This is a genomic window from Nocardia sp. NPDC050412 (assembly GCF_044458825.1).
Lineage (GTDB): Bacteria > Actinomycetota > Actinomycetes > Mycobacteriales > Mycobacteriaceae > Nocardia.
On sequence record NZ_JBITIJ010000007.1, the window covers coordinates 358,371 to 373,894 of the forward strand.

The 15,524-nt window shown below is 64.4% G+C and carries 17 protein-coding genes; 12 read left to right on the forward strand and 5 right to left on the reverse strand.

The features are described 5' to 3' along the window. The first annotated feature begins 114 nt into the window (after positions 1 to 114). Both ACIBI6_RS21780 and ACIBI6_RS21785 read left to right on the forward strand, forming a co-directional pair. A complete protein-coding gene (locus ACIBI6_RS21780; protein ID WP_364346381.1) occupies positions 115 to 1,332 on the forward strand; it encodes an NADP-dependent isocitrate dehydrogenase in 1,218 nt (405 codons plus the stop codon). 399 nt (positions 1,333 to 1,731) lie between these two features. Beyond that, positions 1,732 to 2,871 (forward strand): MFS transporter, encoded by a 1,140-nt coding sequence (locus tag ACIBI6_RS21785; RefSeq protein WP_396957618.1) that lies wholly within the window; start codon positions 1,732 to 1,734, stop codon positions 2,869 to 2,871. Here the strand turns inward: ACIBI6_RS21785 and ACIBI6_RS21790 are convergent. From ACIBI6_RS21790 to ACIBI6_RS21800, 3 genes are read right to left on the reverse strand one after another with little or no spacing between them, the layout of a single operon-like run. Beyond that, a complete protein-coding gene (locus ACIBI6_RS21790) occupies positions 2,868 to 3,281 on the reverse strand; it encodes a nitroreductase family deazaflavin-dependent oxidoreductase (protein WP_364346383.1) in 414 nt (137 codons plus the stop codon). The genes ACIBI6_RS21785 and ACIBI6_RS21790 overlap by 4 nt on opposite strands. Positions 3,282 to 3,339: 58 nt before the next feature. Then, positions 3,340 to 4,545, reverse strand: a complete 1,206-nt coding sequence (locus ACIBI6_RS21795) for an epoxide hydrolase family protein (RefSeq protein WP_396957495.1) — start codon at positions 4,543 to 4,545, stop codon at positions 3,340 to 3,342. A gap of 4 nt (positions 4,546 to 4,549) precedes the next feature. Next, entirely contained in the window at positions 4,550 to 5,140 is a 591-nt protein-coding gene (locus ACIBI6_RS21800) for a TetR/AcrR family transcriptional regulator (RefSeq protein ID WP_396957496.1), read from the reverse strand. 94 nt (positions 5,141 to 5,234) lie between these two features. Here ACIBI6_RS21800 and ACIBI6_RS21805 point away from each other — a divergent pair, with 94 nt between their 5' ends. The 3 genes from ACIBI6_RS21805 to ACIBI6_RS21815 all read left to right on the forward strand — a co-directional run bounded on the left by ACIBI6_RS21805 (position 5,235) and on the right by ACIBI6_RS21815 (position 6,487). Beyond that, positions 5,235 to 5,462 (forward strand): hypothetical protein, encoded by a 228-nt coding sequence (locus ACIBI6_RS21805; RefSeq protein WP_396957497.1) that lies wholly within the window; start codon positions 5,235 to 5,237, stop codon positions 5,460 to 5,462. After that, on the forward strand, positions 5,462 to 5,773 hold the full coding sequence (locus ACIBI6_RS21810) for an alpha/beta fold hydrolase (protein ID WP_364346391.1): 312 nt from the start codon (positions 5,462 to 5,464) through the stop codon (positions 5,771 to 5,773). The genes ACIBI6_RS21805 and ACIBI6_RS21810 overlap by 1 nt, the downstream gene beginning before the upstream one ends. Before the next feature lie 165 nt (positions 5,774 to 5,938). Next, positions 5,939 to 6,487, forward strand: a complete 549-nt coding sequence (locus ACIBI6_RS21815; RefSeq protein WP_364346393.1) for a TIGR03086 family metal-binding protein — start codon at positions 5,939 to 5,941, stop codon at positions 6,485 to 6,487. A gap of 129 nt (positions 6,488 to 6,616) precedes the next feature. Here the strand turns inward: ACIBI6_RS21815 and ACIBI6_RS21820 are convergent, their stop codons facing one another. After that, positions 6,617 to 7,513, reverse strand: coding sequence for a LysR family transcriptional regulator (locus tag ACIBI6_RS21820; protein WP_396957498.1), 897 nt, complete (start codon positions 7,511 to 7,513; stop codon positions 6,617 to 6,619). Positions 7,514 to 7,638: 125 nt separating this feature from the next. Here ACIBI6_RS21820 and ACIBI6_RS21825 point away from each other — a divergent pair, with 125 nt between their 5' ends. The 6 genes from ACIBI6_RS21825 to ACIBI6_RS21850 all read left to right on the forward strand — a co-directional run bounded on the left by ACIBI6_RS21825 (position 7,639) and on the right by ACIBI6_RS21850 (position 13,743). Continuing rightward, entirely contained in the window at positions 7,639 to 8,286 is a 648-nt protein-coding gene (locus tag ACIBI6_RS21825) for a helix-turn-helix domain-containing protein (protein ID WP_364346397.1), read from the forward strand. A 586-nt stretch (positions 8,287 to 8,872) separates the two neighbouring features. Further along, complete coding sequence (locus ACIBI6_RS21830) at positions 8,873 to 10,078, forward strand: lipid-transfer protein (protein WP_396957499.1); 1,206 nt, start codon at positions 8,873 to 8,875, stop codon at positions 10,076 to 10,078. A 60-nt stretch (positions 10,079 to 10,138) separates the two neighbouring features. Beyond that, positions 10,139 to 10,576: an SRPBCC family protein gene (locus ACIBI6_RS21835; RefSeq protein WP_364346403.1), complete on the forward strand. Its 438-nt coding sequence runs from the start codon at positions 10,139 to 10,141 to the stop codon at positions 10,574 to 10,576. Between the two features lie 13 nt (positions 10,577 to 10,589). Then, a complete protein-coding gene (locus tag ACIBI6_RS21840; RefSeq protein ID WP_396957500.1) occupies positions 10,590 to 11,468 on the forward strand; it encodes a MaoC/PaaZ C-terminal domain-containing protein in 879 nt (292 codons plus the stop codon). A gap of 75 nt (positions 11,469 to 11,543) precedes the next feature. Then, positions 11,544 to 12,425, forward strand: a complete 882-nt coding sequence (locus ACIBI6_RS21845) for an SDR family oxidoreductase (RefSeq protein ID WP_364346407.1) — start codon at positions 11,544 to 11,546, stop codon at positions 12,423 to 12,425. A gap of 55 nt (positions 12,426 to 12,480) precedes the next feature. Continuing rightward, on the forward strand, positions 12,481 to 13,743 hold the full coding sequence (locus ACIBI6_RS21850) for an acyl-CoA dehydrogenase family protein (protein ID WP_364346409.1): 1,263 nt from the start codon (positions 12,481 to 12,483) through the stop codon (positions 13,741 to 13,743). 44 nt (positions 13,744 to 13,787) lie between these two features. On the opposite strand, the gene ACIBI6_RS21855 is transcribed toward ACIBI6_RS21850, so the two are convergent. Then, positions 13,788 to 14,639, reverse strand: coding sequence for an alpha/beta hydrolase (locus tag ACIBI6_RS21855; RefSeq protein ID WP_364346411.1), 852 nt, complete (start codon positions 14,637 to 14,639; stop codon positions 13,788 to 13,790). Between the two features lie 64 nt (positions 14,640 to 14,703). Between ACIBI6_RS21855 and ACIBI6_RS21860 the strand changes: the two genes are divergently transcribed. Continuing rightward, positions 14,704 to 15,519: an exodeoxyribonuclease III gene (locus tag ACIBI6_RS21860; RefSeq protein WP_364346413.1), complete on the forward strand. Its 816-nt coding sequence runs from the start codon at positions 14,704 to 14,706 to the stop codon at positions 15,517 to 15,519. The last annotated feature ends 5 nt before the right edge of the window (positions 15,520 to 15,524 follow it).

A 15,524-nucleotide genomic window follows, 5' to 3' on the forward strand; every position in this document is an offset into this window, starting at 1 on the left:
CTCGCCGACAACGCGGGACATATACGTTGTCTGTTGGAACAGCTGGGGTCCGCTCACAAGCGTGTTCGCCTGGCCGTGCAATAAGGGCACCATCCTAGGAGGACACGAAGATCCATGTCCAAGATCAAGGTTGAAGGCACCGTCGTCGAACTGGACGGCGACGAGATGACCCGGATCATCTGGCAGTTCATCAAGGACAAGCTGATCCACCCGTATCTCGATCTGAACCTCGAGTATTACGACCTCGGCATCGAATATCGGGACAAGACAGACGACCAGGTCACGATCGACGCCGCGAATGCGATCAAAGAGCACGGTGTCGGCGTCAAGTGCGCCACGATCACCCCGGATGAGGCCAGGGTCGAGGAATTCGGCCTGAAGAAGATGTGGCGCTCGCCCAACGGCACCATCCGCAACATCCTCGGCGGAACAATCTTCCGCGCGCCGATCATCATCTCGAATGTGCCGCGTCTGGTCCCCGGCTGGACCAAGCCCATCATCATCGGCCGTCACGCGTTCGGCGATCAGTACCGCGCCACCGACTTCAAGGTGTTCCAGGGCGGCACCGTCACCCTCACCTTCACCCCCGACGACGGCAGCGAGCCGATCGTGCACGAGGTCGTGAAGATGCCCGAGGACGGCGGCGTCGTGATGGGTATGTACAACTTCAAGAAGTCCATCGAGGACTTCGCGCGGGCTTCGTTCAACTACGGCCTGCAGCAGAACTACCCGGTCTACATGTCGACCAAGAACACCATCCTCAAGGCCTACGACGGCATGTTCAAGGACACCTTCCAGGAGGTGTTCGAAGCCGAGTTCAAGACCCAGTTCGACGCGGCGGGCCTCACCTACGAGCACCGCCTGATCGACGATATGGTCGCCTCCTCCATGAAGTGGGAGGGCGGCTACGTCTGGGCGTGCAAGAACTACGACGGCGACGTGCAGTCCGACACCGTGGCCCAGGGCTTCGGCTCGCTCGGCCTGATGACCTCGGTGCTGCTCACCCCGGACGGCCGGACCTGTGAGGCCGAGGCCGCGCACGGCACCGTCACCCGGCACTACCGCCAGCACCAGCAGGGCAAGCCGACTTCGACCAACCCGATCGCGTCGATCTTCGCCTGGACCCGAGGCCTCGAGCACCGCGGCAAGCTGGACAACACCCCCGAGGTGATCGGCTTCGCGCAGACACTCGAGGATGTCGTCATCAAGACCGTCGAGGGCGGCCAGATGACCAAGGACCTGGCGCTGCTCGTCGGCGGCGATCAGGGCTATCTGACCACCGAGGAGTTCCTCGGTGCGCTCGACGCCAACCTGGCCCGCGCCCTGCGCTGACAGGTTGACCGAATACCCGGCGCTGGGTACGAAAGCCAGCGCCGGGCGCGACATACGGGCACCCGCACCACACCGGTGGTACGGGTGCCCGCACTGTTTCGCGACCCATGTGTGACTGTCGTACCCGTCGTCGGCGTTGCGCAGGTCCGAGCATCCATGCGAAGTGGTCGGATCGCGATAGCTGGAGCGGGAATCGACGCGCGTTTGCTCGGGCGGTGCCCGGAATGGGCGGTATGCGGGCGGCGCAGTCGATTTCCTGACGCTGACGTGGGGGAACTCACGCCTGCCCGGGAAGCAGAAGGTATCGCCGGGCGGTTACATGAATACGTGACCGGTACCGTTGCCACGCAGACCCCAGTACCCGCCGATGCCGAGCGCACGGACTGGCATATTCCGGCGATGCTGGCGCTGGCCCTCGGTGGATTCGGAATCGGCACAACCGAATTCGTCACCATGGGTTTGCTGCCCGATATCGCGAGTGCCATGCGCGTATCCGAGCCGACGGCAGGTCATGCGGTATCGGCCTATGCGCTCGGCGTTGTCGTCGGCGCTCCGCTGATCGCCGCACTGGCCGCGCGGGTGCCGCGCAAACGTCTGCTGGTCGCCCTGATGGTGGCGTTCACCATCGGAAATGCTGCGACGGTTATCGCGCCCACATTCGAAACTCTGGTCATCGCACGGTTCGTTTCGGGCCTGCCGCACGGCGCTTACTTCGGTGTCGCCTCGCTGGCCGCTGCCACGTTGGCGCCAGTGGGGCAGCGCGCCAAGGCGATTGCCGCGGTTATGCTGGGATTGAGCGCCGCCAACGTTGTCGGCGTTCCCGGCGCGACCTGGCTGGGCCAGCATCTCGGCTGGCGCGATGCCTTCGTGGTGGTTGCGGTGATCGGTGTCGCCACCGTCGCGGCCCTGATCCGATTCGTGCCGGAACTGCACGGTATCCGGATCACCAACCCGATGACCGAACTCGGCGCACTGCGTCGCCCGCAGGTGCTGCTGACCCTGCTGGTCGGCGCGATCGGCTTCGGCGGCATGTTCGCCGTCTACACCTATATCACCACCACGCTGACCGACGTGGCCGGTCTGCGGCTCGGTCTGGTGCCGTTCGTGCTCATGCTCTTCGGGCTCGGGATGGTCGCGGGAAATATCGTCGGCGGCATTCTGGCCGATCGCGGCGTCGACCGGGCGATCTACGCTTCGATGATCGCCATGGTCGTCATCCTGGCGGTATTCGTTGCCGCCGCGCACAATCCGTACACGGCCGCCATCGGCGCCTTCTTGATCGGCGCATCGGGTGCGGCGCTCGCGCCCGGTCTGCAGACCCGGCTGATGGATGTCGCCGCCGACGCCCAGACCCTCGCCGCGGCGCTCAATCACGCGGCCCTCAATATCGCCAACGCGGCGGGCGCGTGGCTGGGCGGGCTCGTCATCGCGGCAGATCTCGGCTACACCGCGCCCGCTGCCCTCGGCGCGGGTCTGGCCGTGCTCGGCGTTCTGCTGTTCACGGTGACCGTTTGGACCGCTCGCCGCTCAGTGGCTTAGGTGCTGGGTTCCAGCGCGACGACCGGAATCACCCGATCCGTCTTGGTCTCGTATTCGGCGAAGCCCGGCATAACCTCCACCATGGCCGCGTAGAGCCGATCGCGTTCCGGGCCCTCGGTGATCGGGGTGGCCGTCGCCTCGACGGTCTCGGTGCCGATCTCCAGCGTGACCTTCGGATTCGCCCGCAGATTGTGATACCAGTCCGGGTTATCGGGTGCGCCCGCTTTGGACGCGATGATCACCAGACGGTCGCCGTCACGGATGTAGGCCGCGGGATTCGTGCGCGGCAGTCCGGTCTTCGCGCCGGTCGTAGTGAGCAGCAGCAGATCTTTGCCCTCGAACGGGCCGCCGACCTTGCCCGCATTCGCACGGAACTCCGCGATGATGTTCTGGTTCCAATCGTTGGCCATCTGCACTCCTCGGATCGAGAGATCGGGTCGAGGTAATCGTCGCCGATGGATGGTCCGCTCAGATCACCTTTTTGAAGAATCCGCGCAGGTCGGCGAGTAACAGGTCGGGGGTTTCGTGTGCGGCCCAGTGCCCGCCGCGGTCGTATTCGTGCCATTGCACGAGGTTGCGATGGTCGCGTTCGGCGAATTTGCGTGGCGGTTTGAAGTCGAAACCGAAGGAGGCCAGCCCGATCGGCACGCTGGTGGGCTTCGTCGCCTCGGTCGAGCGATGGTGTTCGAAGTAGAACCGGGCCGCGGGCGCCGAGGTATTGGTGAACCAGTAGATCGCCACATTGGTGAGCAATTCGTCGGTGCTCATCGCGTTCACCAGCGCCTGGCCGCTCCAGGCGAGTTGGCCGACCGGGGAATCCGATAGTGCGTGGCCGAGGGTCTGCGGCTGCGCTTGCTGGGCGGCATTGTGGACGGCGTGCGCGCGGAATTTCTGCCCGAAGTACACCAGGATGAGCTCGTATTCGCTGAGTCCGTCCAGCTCGCCGGGCTCGCGCCTGGGAAAGGAATAGAGCTGGGTCACGTGCACGCCGACGACTCGGTCCGGGGCGAGTCGGCCCAGCTCGGGTGCCACGATGGCGCCGCAGTCGTTGCCGTGCACACCGTAGAGGTCGTAGCCGAGGCGGTTCATCAGCTCGTCGAATGCCGCCGCCATGCGTGTCGGGCGCCAACCGGCGGTGTGGGTCGGTCCCGAGAAGGCGATGCCGGGGTAGGACGGGATCACCACGTGGAAGGCGTCGCTCGGATCGCCGCCGTGTGCACGTGGATCGGTCAATTCGCCTACCAGGCCGAGGAATTCGGCGAACGAACTCGGCCAACCGTGCGCGAGTAGCAGCGGCATCGCGTCGGGCTCCGGCGAAGTGACGTGCACGAAATGAATAGTTTGCCCGTCGATTTCGGTCGTGTATTGCGGAAATGCATTGAGCCGCCGCTCTTGTGCGCGCCAGTCGAAACTGTCGCGCCAATATTCGTGCAGCGGGCGGACGAATGACAGCGGAACGCCGTACTCCCAGCCGGGCCGCACCGGCACGCCCGGGTACACCCGGCCCGCGATCTCCCGAGCGGGCAGTTCCGCGACGTACCGGGTGTGCGTCAGGCGGTATGCCAGGTCGTCCAGGTCGGCCTGCGGGATCGCGATTCGGAAGGGCTTGATCTCGGACACCGACTCAGCCTGCGAGAGTCGGACGGCCGGAACAACGCCGAATCCGACTGTCATTCGATTACTTTCGCTTATCGGCCGCCGCGCGCAATAGCCGGTCGACCAGCGTATCGACGTAATCGTCGGTGAGCGGGCCGGTGCCGAACAGGGTGCGGGTGTAGAGCGGGGCCAGGATGATGTCGACCACCTCCAGCACGTCGGGTGTCTGTTCGCCGCGGGCGGTGGCTCGATCCAGCATGGCCTGGACCTGGTTCGCGCGTTCGCTGAGGAAGCGGTCGCGCGTCTGTTCGCCCGCCGTGCCGGTGTCGAGCAGCGCGAGAATCGTGCGCAGCAGCGCCAATCCGTCGGGTCCGCTGACATCGCGCGCTGCCTTGGCGGCGTAGGCGCGCAGATCGCCCTCGAGCGAACCGGTATTCGCTATCGCCGACTCGGTGCCGAGCCGATCGACGGTCACCTCCATGGCCAGCGCCTCGAGATTGCCCCAGCGCCGGTAGATGCTGGTATCGGCGACGCCGGCGCGCGCCGCGACATCGGCGACGGTGAAGTTGCCGTAGCCGCGTTCGGCGACCAGTTCGGTGACCGCCTGGTGTACCGCCGCGCGCACGCGGGCGCTGCGGCCTCCGGGACGGCGGGCGCGGGCTTGTTCATCCATGCCCCCATCTTAAAGCAGTCGAGACTTGCGTTTGTGTGTGGGCGGCCGCTATCGTGTGCTTAACGCCGCAACGAACTGCGTTTAGGAGCTGGCAATGGAACCGATCTTCTTTCCCGATAACCGCTCGTTCTGGTACGAGACCCTGCGCATCTTCGGTCACATCGCTTATGGCGGAGCCGATTTCGGCGAAGTCGCGGTCACCGCCCAGCGGATCGTCCCCGACGATTACGACAGTTGGTACGACGAGTGGCTGGCTACCGCCGATCGGGTGGCGGGTGCGGCGCGCACGGCACATCGGGTGAGCCGCGTCCAACGGTGGTGATGCACAACGGATTCGACGGCACGGTCGAGGAAATGCACTTCTTCGGCGCGGTCGCGGCCGTCGAGCGCGGCTACCACGTGCTCAGCTTCGATGGTCCGGGCCAGCCGGGCACCAGGCACCACCAGGGTCTGGCCTTCCGTCCGGACTGGGAGAACGTGGTCGGGCCCGTGCTCGACTATGTCGCTGCCCGGCCCGAGGTGGATGCCGACCGGATCGCCCTGTTCGGGGTCAGCATGGGCGGTGTCCTCGCGCCGCGCGCCGCCGCCTTCGATCAGCGGGTGGCCGCCCTGATCGCCGTCGACGGCATCTGACCTGCCCGAAGACGCTGCTCGAATTCACCGTCGAAGAGGGTGCCGACGCCCACTGCCAGTCCGGCGCGCAGCGTTTCGCATTCGCTCGCATTTACGACTGGCTCGACGACACCTTCGACCGGGCGTAACCCTTCCCCAACTGCTCGAGACTTTCAGGAGATCAACATGATCAACCGCATCGACCGCGCCATCGATATGACCGGTGACATCGTCAAAGGCATTGCCACACAACAGATGAACGTATCCACGCCGTGTCGGGAATGGGATCTGCGCGAACTGCTCAATCACTTGGTGGGCGGCATGAATATCTTTGCCGCTCAACTACAGGGCCTGACCCCGGTTCGCGACCACCACGACGACTGGCTCGACACCGACCCGCAGGGCGCCTACGCCGAGGCGGCCGTGCTCGACCGCGCGGCCTGGCATCGCCCCGACGCACTCGAGCAGAAGGTGCGTCTCGGCTTCGGCGAGGTGCCCGGCCCGATGGCGGCGGTGATCCACCTGACCGAACTCGTCGTGCATGGTGTCGATCTGGCGGTCGCCACCGGACAGGACGACTTGGTCGACGAGCAGCTGTGTGCGGAGATGCTGGCGATCATGCATGAGATGGGCATCGAAAACTTCCGCGTACCAGGGATGTTCGGCCCGGAGGTTGAGGCGCCCTGTGATGCTCCCGCGCACCGTCGGCTGCTCGCCTACGTTGGCCGAGCCTGAGGCCCGTGGCCCGTGGCCCGTGGCCCGTCGCATCGTTGCGGCGGGCCTTTGCCATGCCGTCTGCCTTCGTCGCGTCACCGACTGTCTTCGGCTGCGCCGCCATCAGCTCGGACGCGTCCGACCGCGGCGTCAGTTCTGCTCCAGTGGCCCCAGCTCACGAACAACGCTCGCCAGCGCGCGAATCTGCTGGGTTTCACCGCCGCTGCGCCAGACCAGCGCCCACCGGACCAGGTGTGAATCGCTGATCGGCACGTAGCGAATACCAGGGCGGTTGTAGTAACGGGCGACATGGCTCATGCCCATGGTGAAGGCGCTGCGGGTGCTGGCGACCGTCAGGATGTCTTCCACCGTCGAGACGGTGCAAACGCGTTCGATGGGACGGCCCCGGGGTGTATAGAAGGGGCTGATGGCGTCCTCCCAGTAGTCGGGCATCGGCTTGCTCGGAGCGAGTACCCCGCGATCGCCGAAAACCTCCAGGGATAAATGCTTTTCGTCCGCAAGCTCGTGGTCGTCGCCCATCATCGCCACCATGGGTTCGGTGGAGATGATCGGCCCGACAGTCAGATCGGGTTCCTCGACCGGTAACCATGCGATGACCACGTCGGCCTCGCCACGTCGCAACGGGTCGAATTGTTCGATGAACTCGATATTGCGGATCTGTAGTTCCCACTGCGGGTGCCGAGTACGGAAAAGCTCCCAAAATGGCCGGTAGTCATACGAATTGAAGCCGATCATGGCGATGCGAAGAATCCGGGCCGCCCCCTGTGCGGTCGAGCGTGCGTTCTGGATCGCTTGCGTCAGCTCGTGGTATGCCGGGCGCAAGTCGCTGAGCAACTGCTTGCCCAGTGCGGTGAGCTGGATATTGCGCGGGTTGCCGCGGTCGATGAGACGTCCACCGATACGTCGTTCCTGATTCTTGATCGACTGGCTGATCCGAGCTTGGGAAAGATACATCCGTTCCGCGGTCCGCCCGAAGTGCAACTCCTCGGCCAGCGCCAGAAAGATTTCGATATCTCTCAGTTCCATCGTGGTGCTCCTGATTGGTTACGCCAGCCAATCAGACCATTTTTCGACAGAACGCGCTGCTAAGGTTAGCGTTCGAAGTCTGGCGATGAACATACAGATCTGTATGTAAGTGTAGAATCGCCGGAATGACCAGGTCCGAAGCGCCCAAGCGCCGCACGCAGGAGCAGCGCAGTAGTGAGATGCGCACGCGATTGCTCGATGCCACCATCGACTGCCTGGTCGAATACGGGTATGCGGGGACGACGACGCCGCGGGTCGCCGAGCTGGCCGGGGTCACCCGGGGGGCCCAGGTGCACCATTTCGGGTCCAAGACCGATCTGGTGGTCGCTGCGATCAGTCATCTGGCGCAGTTGCGTGCGGAGACCGCGATGCGGGAGATGTCCAAGGTTCAGGGCGGCGGCGATCCGGTCGGGGCGGCCTTGGACTTCCTCTGGGAGCTACATCAGGGGCCACTGTTCATCGCCACCGCTGAGCTGTGGGTGGCGGGTCGGACTGATCCGGTTCTCGCCTCGGCCATGGAGAAGGTCGAGCCGTTCGTCAATAATGCCGTGCTGATGGCGGTCGCTCGATTCGTCCCGGATGAGATGCGGCGCAAGGAAGCTCGCGATTTCGTCTACACCGCAATGGATGCGCTGCGCGGAATTTTGGTCTCCAACTTTATCGATCCGGATTCGGAACGGGCACACCGGCGTTGGCGGCGGGCGTCGGTGCATCTGCGAGAGATCGCGAGCGCCGCACTGGCCGCGCGTCCGATGCTGGGTGCCGCCGAATAGCTAACGGCCATCGGGCTTTTCGACCCGGCTGCCTGCCGACATCTCAGTGTTGGCGGCAATACGTGCGCCCCTGCTTGTTGGTTGAGAGCCTCAGTGATGTACCTGGTTCCGGCCCTCCGGGTCCGGGCGCCGCCGAGGCGATCATGTCCGGCCGCTCGAACTCCATTTCGTGCGTGATCGCACCGAAGGGTGCGCGCAGTAGGGGCGGGCGAGCGGCATCCGGCGTTGATCATCTGCTTGGTTCCGGCGTCCGAATGTCCGGCGCGCTGCTGGCTGCGGCGTCCGCCCGTCACCTATGGCGTAGATCGCCGAGCGCGTCAACTATCTGCGCTTCATGCCCCAGCACGCCGGAAGGCTTGCCGTTGCCCTTGGTGGATGGCGCGATGCGCGCTACCCGCGGCATGGCGCTCCCGATCGCCCTGAGCTGGTAGTTCTCGTATTTCGCGGTATGGAATTCCTTGTGCCCTTGCAGATTTACATACAGCTCTGTATGTTTGTTTCTGTTCGATCCGGACGCTATCGATCAATGTGGGCTGTCGTCTACGGCGCATGGTCACCCCGGGTCAGGTACTACGTGAGGAGTTCGATGGCGAACAAGGTCTACGTCGTTGGCGTCGGCATGACGAAGTTCGAAAAGCCGGGCCGCCGTAAGAACGAGGACGGCAGCGCGTGGGACTACCCGGATATGGCGCGGGAATCGGGGACCAAGGCGCTCGCCGATGCCGGGATCGACTATCGCGAAGTCGAGCAGGCTTACGTCGGTTATGTCTACGGCGAATCCACCTCCGGGCAGCGCGCGGTCTACGAACTGGGGATGACCGGCATTCCGGTGGTCAACGTCAATAACAACTGCTCGACCGGATCCACGGCACTTTATCTTGCGGCACAGGCGATTCGGGGCGGTCTGGCCGATTGCACGCTGGCATTGGGTTTCGAGAAGATGCAGCCGGGCTCGCTCGGTTCAACCTGGGACGATCGCGAACAGCCGATGGCCAAGCACGTCATGGCGCTCGCGGAGATCTCCGAGGTGCTTTTCCCGGTGGCGCCGTGGATGTTCGGCGCGGCCGGGCGCGAGCATATGAAGCAATACGGCACCACCGCGGAGCATTTCGCGAAGATCGGCTACAAGAATCACAAGCATTCGGTGAACAACCCGTATTCGCAGTTCCAGGACGCGTATTCGCTCGATGACATCCTGGCCTCGCGGATGATCTACGACCCGCTCACCAAGCTGCAATGTTCGCCGACCTCGGATGGTTCGGGTGCGGTCGTGCTGGCCAGCGAGGAATTCGTGAATTCGCACGACCTCGCGGCGCAGGCGGTGGAGATCGTCGGCCAGGCGATGACCACCGACTTCGCCTCCACCTTCGACAACACCGCTAAGAACCTCATCGGCTACGACATGAATGTCCAAGCCGCGCAACAGGTGTACCAGCAGGCCAGCCTCGGTCCGGAGGACTTTCAGGTCATCGAGCTGCACGACTGCTTCTCCGCCAACGAACTGCTGCTCTATGAGGCCCTCGGGCTCTGTGGCGAAGGCGAGGCCGGAAAGCTCATCGACGACAACCAGACCACCTACGGCGGCAAGTGGGTGGTGAACCCCTCCGGCGGACTGATCTCCAAGGGGCATCCCTTGGGTGCAACAGGTTTGGCGCAATGCTCCGAACTCACCTGGCAGCTGCGCGGGACCGCGGACAAGCGCCAGGTCGACAACGTCACCGCCGCGTTGCAGCACAATATCGGCCTCGGCGGCGCCGCTGTCGTCACGGCCTACCAGCGGGCCGATCGCTGACCGCTCTGCTTCGCGAAAGCCTCGATGCAGCAACGATATTCATTCGACAAGGAGTAACTCATGGGCCATATCGAAGCCACCAAGGACGTCAACGCCACCCCCGACGCGCTCTGGGCGGTCGTCTCCGATCCGCAGACCTGGGACAAGTGGTTCACCATCCACGAGCGCTTCATGGAGGAGCCGCCCGCCACCTTGGCCGAGGGGGCCAAGCTGGTCGCGAAGATCGTCATGCTCGGCATGGCGAACAAGCTGGAATGGACCGTTGTCGCGGTCGAGCAGCCGAACAAGCTCACCCTCGGCGGCACCGGAATGGCCGGAGTGAAGACCGAATTCACCTTCGATATCCAGCCCAAGGGCGATGGCGGCAGCACCGTCCTGGTCTCGGGGGACTTCGAGGGCGCGCTGATCAAGGGCGCACTCGGGAAGGCGGTCGAGAAGGACGGTCTCAAGCAGCTGGACCGGTCGCTCGAACAGCTCGACGCTCTTGCCTCGGCCTGAGAAGGAGCCGGCAATGAAAACGGAGGCCGCTGTGGCCCGGCCAGTGGAATTCGACGACAGCGGGCTCGAAACCTGGTGTGACGATGAACATTTCGAGGTCACGAAGGAACGGATCGCCGAATACGCCGCCGCAACCAATGATCCGATCGAGGCGCATCTGGCGGGCAAGGTGGCCTCGCCGATCTTCGGCATCGTCCCGGTGTTCGAGGCCATGATGATGCCGGTGATCGATGTCGCGCCGATGGACATCTTCGGCCGAGTCATGCACGGGGAGCAGGATTTCCACTTCTACCGCGCGATCCTGCCGGGGGACCGGCTGGTCTCGCGGGCGAAGGCGATCGGCTACGCCAGCCGTTCGAATGGCAGCACCATCACCATTCTCATCGAATGCTGCACCGAGGCAGGGGAATTGGTGAACGAGCAGTACCTGACGGCCTTCTTCCGCAATATCGAGGCGGGCAAGACGGTCGGTGTCGCCGCACCGGCGCACAAATTCGACGAGAAACTGCGGGCACATGATCCGGTCGCGGTGGTGCCGCAGCATGTCGATCTCGATCAGACCTACCGCTATTCGCCCGCTTCCGGTGATCCGGTGCCGCTGCATCTGGATGAGCAGGTCGCGAAGGATGCGGGTCTGCCCGGGATCATCGCGCACGGACTGTGCACCATGGCCTTCGCATCGTGGGCCGTGCTGACCGAGGTCGCGGGCTCGGATGTCCACCGGCTGAAGCGATTTGCCGTTCGATTCGCCAAGATGGTCTTCCCCGGTGACGACCTGGAGACCCGGATCTGGAAGGTCGGCTCGGCCGACGGCGTCACCATCTACGCCTTCGAAACGGTCCGTGGCGAGGACGTCGTACTGAGCGACGGCCTCGCGGAGATCGCCGATTAGCCACATGTCCCCGGCGAGAGCCGCGACATTCATTTCGCCACGGGATACCGGGGCAGAGGACAGGAGTCGACGCACATGGGTGCACTGGAAGGAAAAGTCGCCGTTATTACAGGCGCGGGCCGTGGTATCGGCCGCGAGCACGCGCTGCTGTTCGCTCGCGAGGGCGCCAATATCGTGGTCAATGACCTGGGCGGCAGCAACTCCGGCGAGGGTACCGATGTCGGTCCCGCGCAGGAGGTCGCCGATGAGATCGTCGCGGCCGGCGGCAAGGCCGTCGCGAACACCGAGAACATCGCGACCTGGGACGGCGCGAAGAAGCTCGTCGATCAGGCGGTTTCGGAGTTCGGCGGCCTGGATATCGTGATCAACAACGCGGGCATTCTGCGCGACGCCTTCATCGCGGGCATGGACGAGGCACAGTGGGACGCGGTCGTTGCCGTACACCTGAAAGGCCACGCGGCCGTGCTGCATCACGCCGCGGCGTTCTGGAAGGACCAGAGCAAGGCTGGCAACCAGCCAAATGCGGCGGTCGTCAACACCGCATCGGCATCAGGTATCACGGTGCCGAATGCCGGTCAGAGCAACTACGGCGCCGCCAAGGCGGGGATCGCGGCGCTGACCCTGGTCGCGGCCGAGGAACTGGCGCGCTACGGCGTGCGGGTCAATGCCATCGCGCCGATCGCGCGTACCCGCCTCACCCTGGCCACTCCAGGCATGGGCGCGATGATGGCCGCCGAGGCCGAGGCGGCCGAGGAAGAGGGCGGTTTCGACGCCTTCAGTCCGGCCAATATCTCCCCGTTGGTCGCATACTTGGCTTCCGATAAGTGTGCGATCACCGGCAAGGTGTTCGCGGTACAGGGCGGTGCCATTTCCGAACTCGCCGGTTGGCACGACGTGAAGACGATCGAGGCCGAGGGCCCCTGGCTCATCGACGACATCGCCGCTCGGCTGCCCTGAGCTGACGCACCCCGTCGGCTTCGCCGACTGCCACCCCCTGGTTAGGAGAGCAACGATGTTCGAATGGTCCGAAACCGATGTGATGATCCGCGACGCTGTGCGGACCTTCATCGACAAGGAGATACGTCCGCACCTCGACGCGCTCGACAGCGGTGAGATGACGCCGTACCCGATCATCCGGAAGCTGTTCAGCGAGTTCGGAATCGACGCCATGGGTGGTGAGGCGATCGAGAAGTTGCTCGCCAAGCAGAAGGCTCGTGCGGCGGCCATCGCGGCCGGGGAGCCGAAGCCGGAGAAGAAGGAAAAGGTTTCCGGCGGTGGCCCGTTCAGCGGCCAGGAGTCGCTGATGGCCGTGCTGATCGCCGAATTGTCGGGCGTCTGCATGGGTTTGGTGACCGCGATGGGCGTGTCCATCGGCCTCGGTGCGACCACCATCATGTCGCGGGGCACCCTGGCCCAGAAGGAGCGCTGGCTCGCCGACATCGTGACCATGAAAAAGGTTGCGGCATGGGCGATTACCGAGCCGGACTCGGGTTCGGATGCGTTCGGCGGCATGAAGACCTACGTCAGGCGCGACGGCGAGGACTACATCCTCAACGGTCAGAAGACCTTCATCACGAATGGTCCGTTCGCCGATGTGATGATCGTCTACGCGAAGCTCGACGAGGGCGATGGCGGCGACAAGCGCGAGCGTAAGGTGCTCACCTTCGTGCTCGACAAGGGTATGGACGGCCTCACCCAGGGCAAGCCGTTCAAGAAGATGGGCCTGCACGCTTCGCCGACCGGTGAACTGTTCTTCGACAATGTGCGCTTGGGTCGTGACCGGCTGCTCGGTGAGACCGAGGAGCACAAGGGCGGCGACGGCCGGGAGAGTGCCCGCTCCAGCTTTACCGCCGAACGCATCGGTGTCGGTTTCATGGCGCTGGGCATCATCAACGAATGTCACCGGCTGTGCCTGGACTACGCCAAGAGCCGCAAGCTGTGGGGCCAGGAGATCGGCCGCTTCCAGCTGGTGCAGCTCAAGCTGGCCAAGATGGAGATCGCCCGAATCAATGTGCAGAACATGGTCTTCAACACCCTCGAGCGCGGCAAGGCCGGTAAACCGCCGAACCTCGCCGAGGCCTCGGCCATGAAGCTCTACGCGTCCGAGGCCGCCACCGAGGTAGCCATGGACGCGGTCCAACTCTTCGGCGGTAACGGTTACATGACCGAATATCGAGTGGAACAACTCGCCCGTGATGCGAAGTCCCTGATGATCTACGCGGGCAGCAATGAAATCCAGGTCACCCACATAGCCAAGGGTCTGCTCGCCCAGTAGCGCGAACTTTGCCGTCGGCACAGCACATGCCGAACGGCACGTGTTCAGACCGCGCGCAAGTGTGTGCGGCTGGCGTAGATATGTTCGGCTATCAGGGTCGCGATGCGGTCCGGAGCTTCTAGCATGGGGACGTGCCCGACACCGTTGACCAGGATGCGGTCGGCGGAGTCGGGCAGTTCCTGCAGGAAGCGGCGGGCGTATACGCGGTTGGGGATGATTCGGTCGTATTCGGCCATCAGCAGGCGCACCGGGGTCGGAAGGTTGGACAGGTCTTCCAGGGCGGGAGCGCGCACGGTGCCGAGGATCAACGGGATCATGACGTCGCAATGCAGAGCGGCGGTGATCACGGCTGCGATATCGCGGCGCGAGACGGCGGCGGCGTTCTTGCTGAGCAGCAGAAGTGCGAAGCGTTGCGCGATCGGATTGTTGATCGCGAGCCCGCCGAGCCGCTTACCCACCTGGACGATCGGCACCAGCGACAGGAACTTCGCCCCGACGCGGAACTGGATGAGCGAGGGCGACTGCCAGCCGCCCGCCGGTGCGATCGCGGTCAGGGTGCGGGCCCGGCCGCGTCGGGCCAGTTCGAAGCCGACCCAGGCGCCGAGCGAATTGCCCGCGATATGGCAGGTACGCCAACCGAGTTCGTCGAGTTGATCCTCGATCCGGTCGGCGAGGGCATGGACATCGGTCGACCAGCCGTCGATCGATTCACCACCCCAGTGGCCGGCGAAGGCGGGGGCGAATACCTCGCAATGCGCGGAAAGCCGCAGCGCAACCTGTTCCCAACAGTGCGGCGAAAGCATGAACCCGTGCAGCAGCAGAACCGGATCACCGGAGCCGATATGCAGCGCTTTGATGGGGGCGGGAGAGTTGGTGGTGCCTGACTTCATCGTCATTCACCCCTTCCTGGACTGCGATGTCCCGGGGGAGTTCGTCTGACCAGCATTGTACGGTCGTCTGGTGCCTTATATCATCTCGTCGATCAATGTGAACGGGGTCCGTGCGGCGACGGGCAAAACGGGCAAGGGGATGCTCGAGTGGCTGGCGGTCACCGAAGCCGACATCATCTGCCTGCAGGAAACCCGGGCAACCGATGAGCAGACCCGCGCCGCGCTCGCGCCCGCACTGGATGCGGGCTGGTATCTGACGCATGCGGAACCGGGAGCGAAGGGACGCGCCGGAGTCGGCATCCTGTCTCGTCGCGAACCGCGTGCCGTGCGCATCGGACTCGGGTGCTGGCAGGACCGAACCTGGCATCCCAGCGCCGAATTCGCCGGTACCGGACGCTATGTCGAGGCCGAATTCGATGAATTGACCGTGGCCAGCGTGTACGTGCATACCGGCGAGGCCGATACGCCGATGCAGGACGAAAAGTACCGCTTCCTCGACGAGATCGGCGCCCATATGCGTGCCCAGACCAGCGATTTCGTGATCTGCGGCGACTGGAATGTCGCGCATACCGAACTCGATATCAAGAACTGGAAGGGCAACCTGAAGAACTCCGGCTTCCTGCCGCAGGAGCGGGCCTGGATCGACGGCATGCTCGCCGCCGGATACGTGGACGTGGTGCGCAACCTGCATCTCGGCGTCGCGGGCCCGTACAGCTGGTGGTCCTATCGCGGCCGCGCCTATGACAACGACGCGGGCTGGCGCATCGACTACCACCTGGCACGTGGCGAGGTGGCTGGACGGGCGAAGCAGGCCGTGGTCGAGCGCGCCGCCACCTATGCCGAGCGCTGGTCCGACCACGCGCCCGTCACGGTGCAATACCGATAAGGTTC

Coding starts and splice junctions, on each gene's coding strand:
- ACIBI6_RS21805 (WP_396957497.1), top strand. CDS start 5,235: ATGGAACCGATCTTCTTTCCCGATAACCGCTCGTTCTGGTACGAGACC.
- ACIBI6_RS21810 (WP_364346391.1), top strand. CDS start 5,462: ATGCACAACGGATTCGACGGCACGGTCGAGGAAATGCACTTCTTCGGC.
- ACIBI6_RS21785 (WP_396957618.1), top strand. CDS start 1,732: ATGCTGGCGCTGGCCCTCGGTGGATTCGGAATCGGCACAACCGAATTC.
- ACIBI6_RS21820 (WP_396957498.1), bottom strand. CDS start 7,513: ATGGAACTGAGAGATATCGAAATCTTTCTGGCGCTGGCCGAGGAGTTG.
- ACIBI6_RS21780 (WP_364346381.1), top strand. CDS start 115: ATGTCCAAGATCAAGGTTGAAGGCACCGTCGTCGAACTGGACGGCGAC.
- ACIBI6_RS21830 (WP_396957499.1), top strand. CDS start 8,873: ATGGCGAACAAGGTCTACGTCGTTGGCGTCGGCATGACGAAGTTCGAA.
- ACIBI6_RS21850 (WP_364346409.1), top strand. CDS start 12,481: ATGTTCGAATGGTCCGAAACCGATGTGATGATCCGCGACGCTGTGCGG.
- ACIBI6_RS21790 (WP_364346383.1), bottom strand. CDS start 3,281: ATGGCCAACGATTGGAACCAGAACATCATCGCGGAGTTCCGTGCGAAT.
- ACIBI6_RS21825 (WP_364346397.1), top strand. CDS start 7,639: ATGACCAGGTCCGAAGCGCCCAAGCGCCGCACGCAGGAGCAGCGCAGT.
- ACIBI6_RS21800 (WP_396957496.1), bottom strand. CDS start 5,140: ATGGATGAACAAGCCCGCGCCCGCCGTCCCGGAGGCCGCAGCGCCCGC.
- ACIBI6_RS21845 (WP_364346407.1), top strand. CDS start 11,544: ATGGGTGCACTGGAAGGAAAAGTCGCCGTTATTACAGGCGCGGGCCGT.
- ACIBI6_RS21855 (WP_364346411.1), bottom strand. CDS start 14,639: ATGACGATGAAGTCAGGCACCACCAACTCTCCCGCCCCCATCAAAGCG.
- ACIBI6_RS21835 (WP_364346403.1), top strand. CDS start 10,139: ATGGGCCATATCGAAGCCACCAAGGACGTCAACGCCACCCCCGACGCG.
- ACIBI6_RS21840 (WP_396957500.1), top strand. CDS start 10,590: ATGAAAACGGAGGCCGCTGTGGCCCGGCCAGTGGAATTCGACGACAGC.
- ACIBI6_RS21815 (WP_364346393.1), top strand. CDS start 5,939: ATGATCAACCGCATCGACCGCGCCATCGATATGACCGGTGACATCGTC.
- ACIBI6_RS21795 (WP_396957495.1), bottom strand. CDS start 4,545: ATGACAGTCGGATTCGGCGTTGTTCCGGCCGTCCGACTCTCGCAGGCT.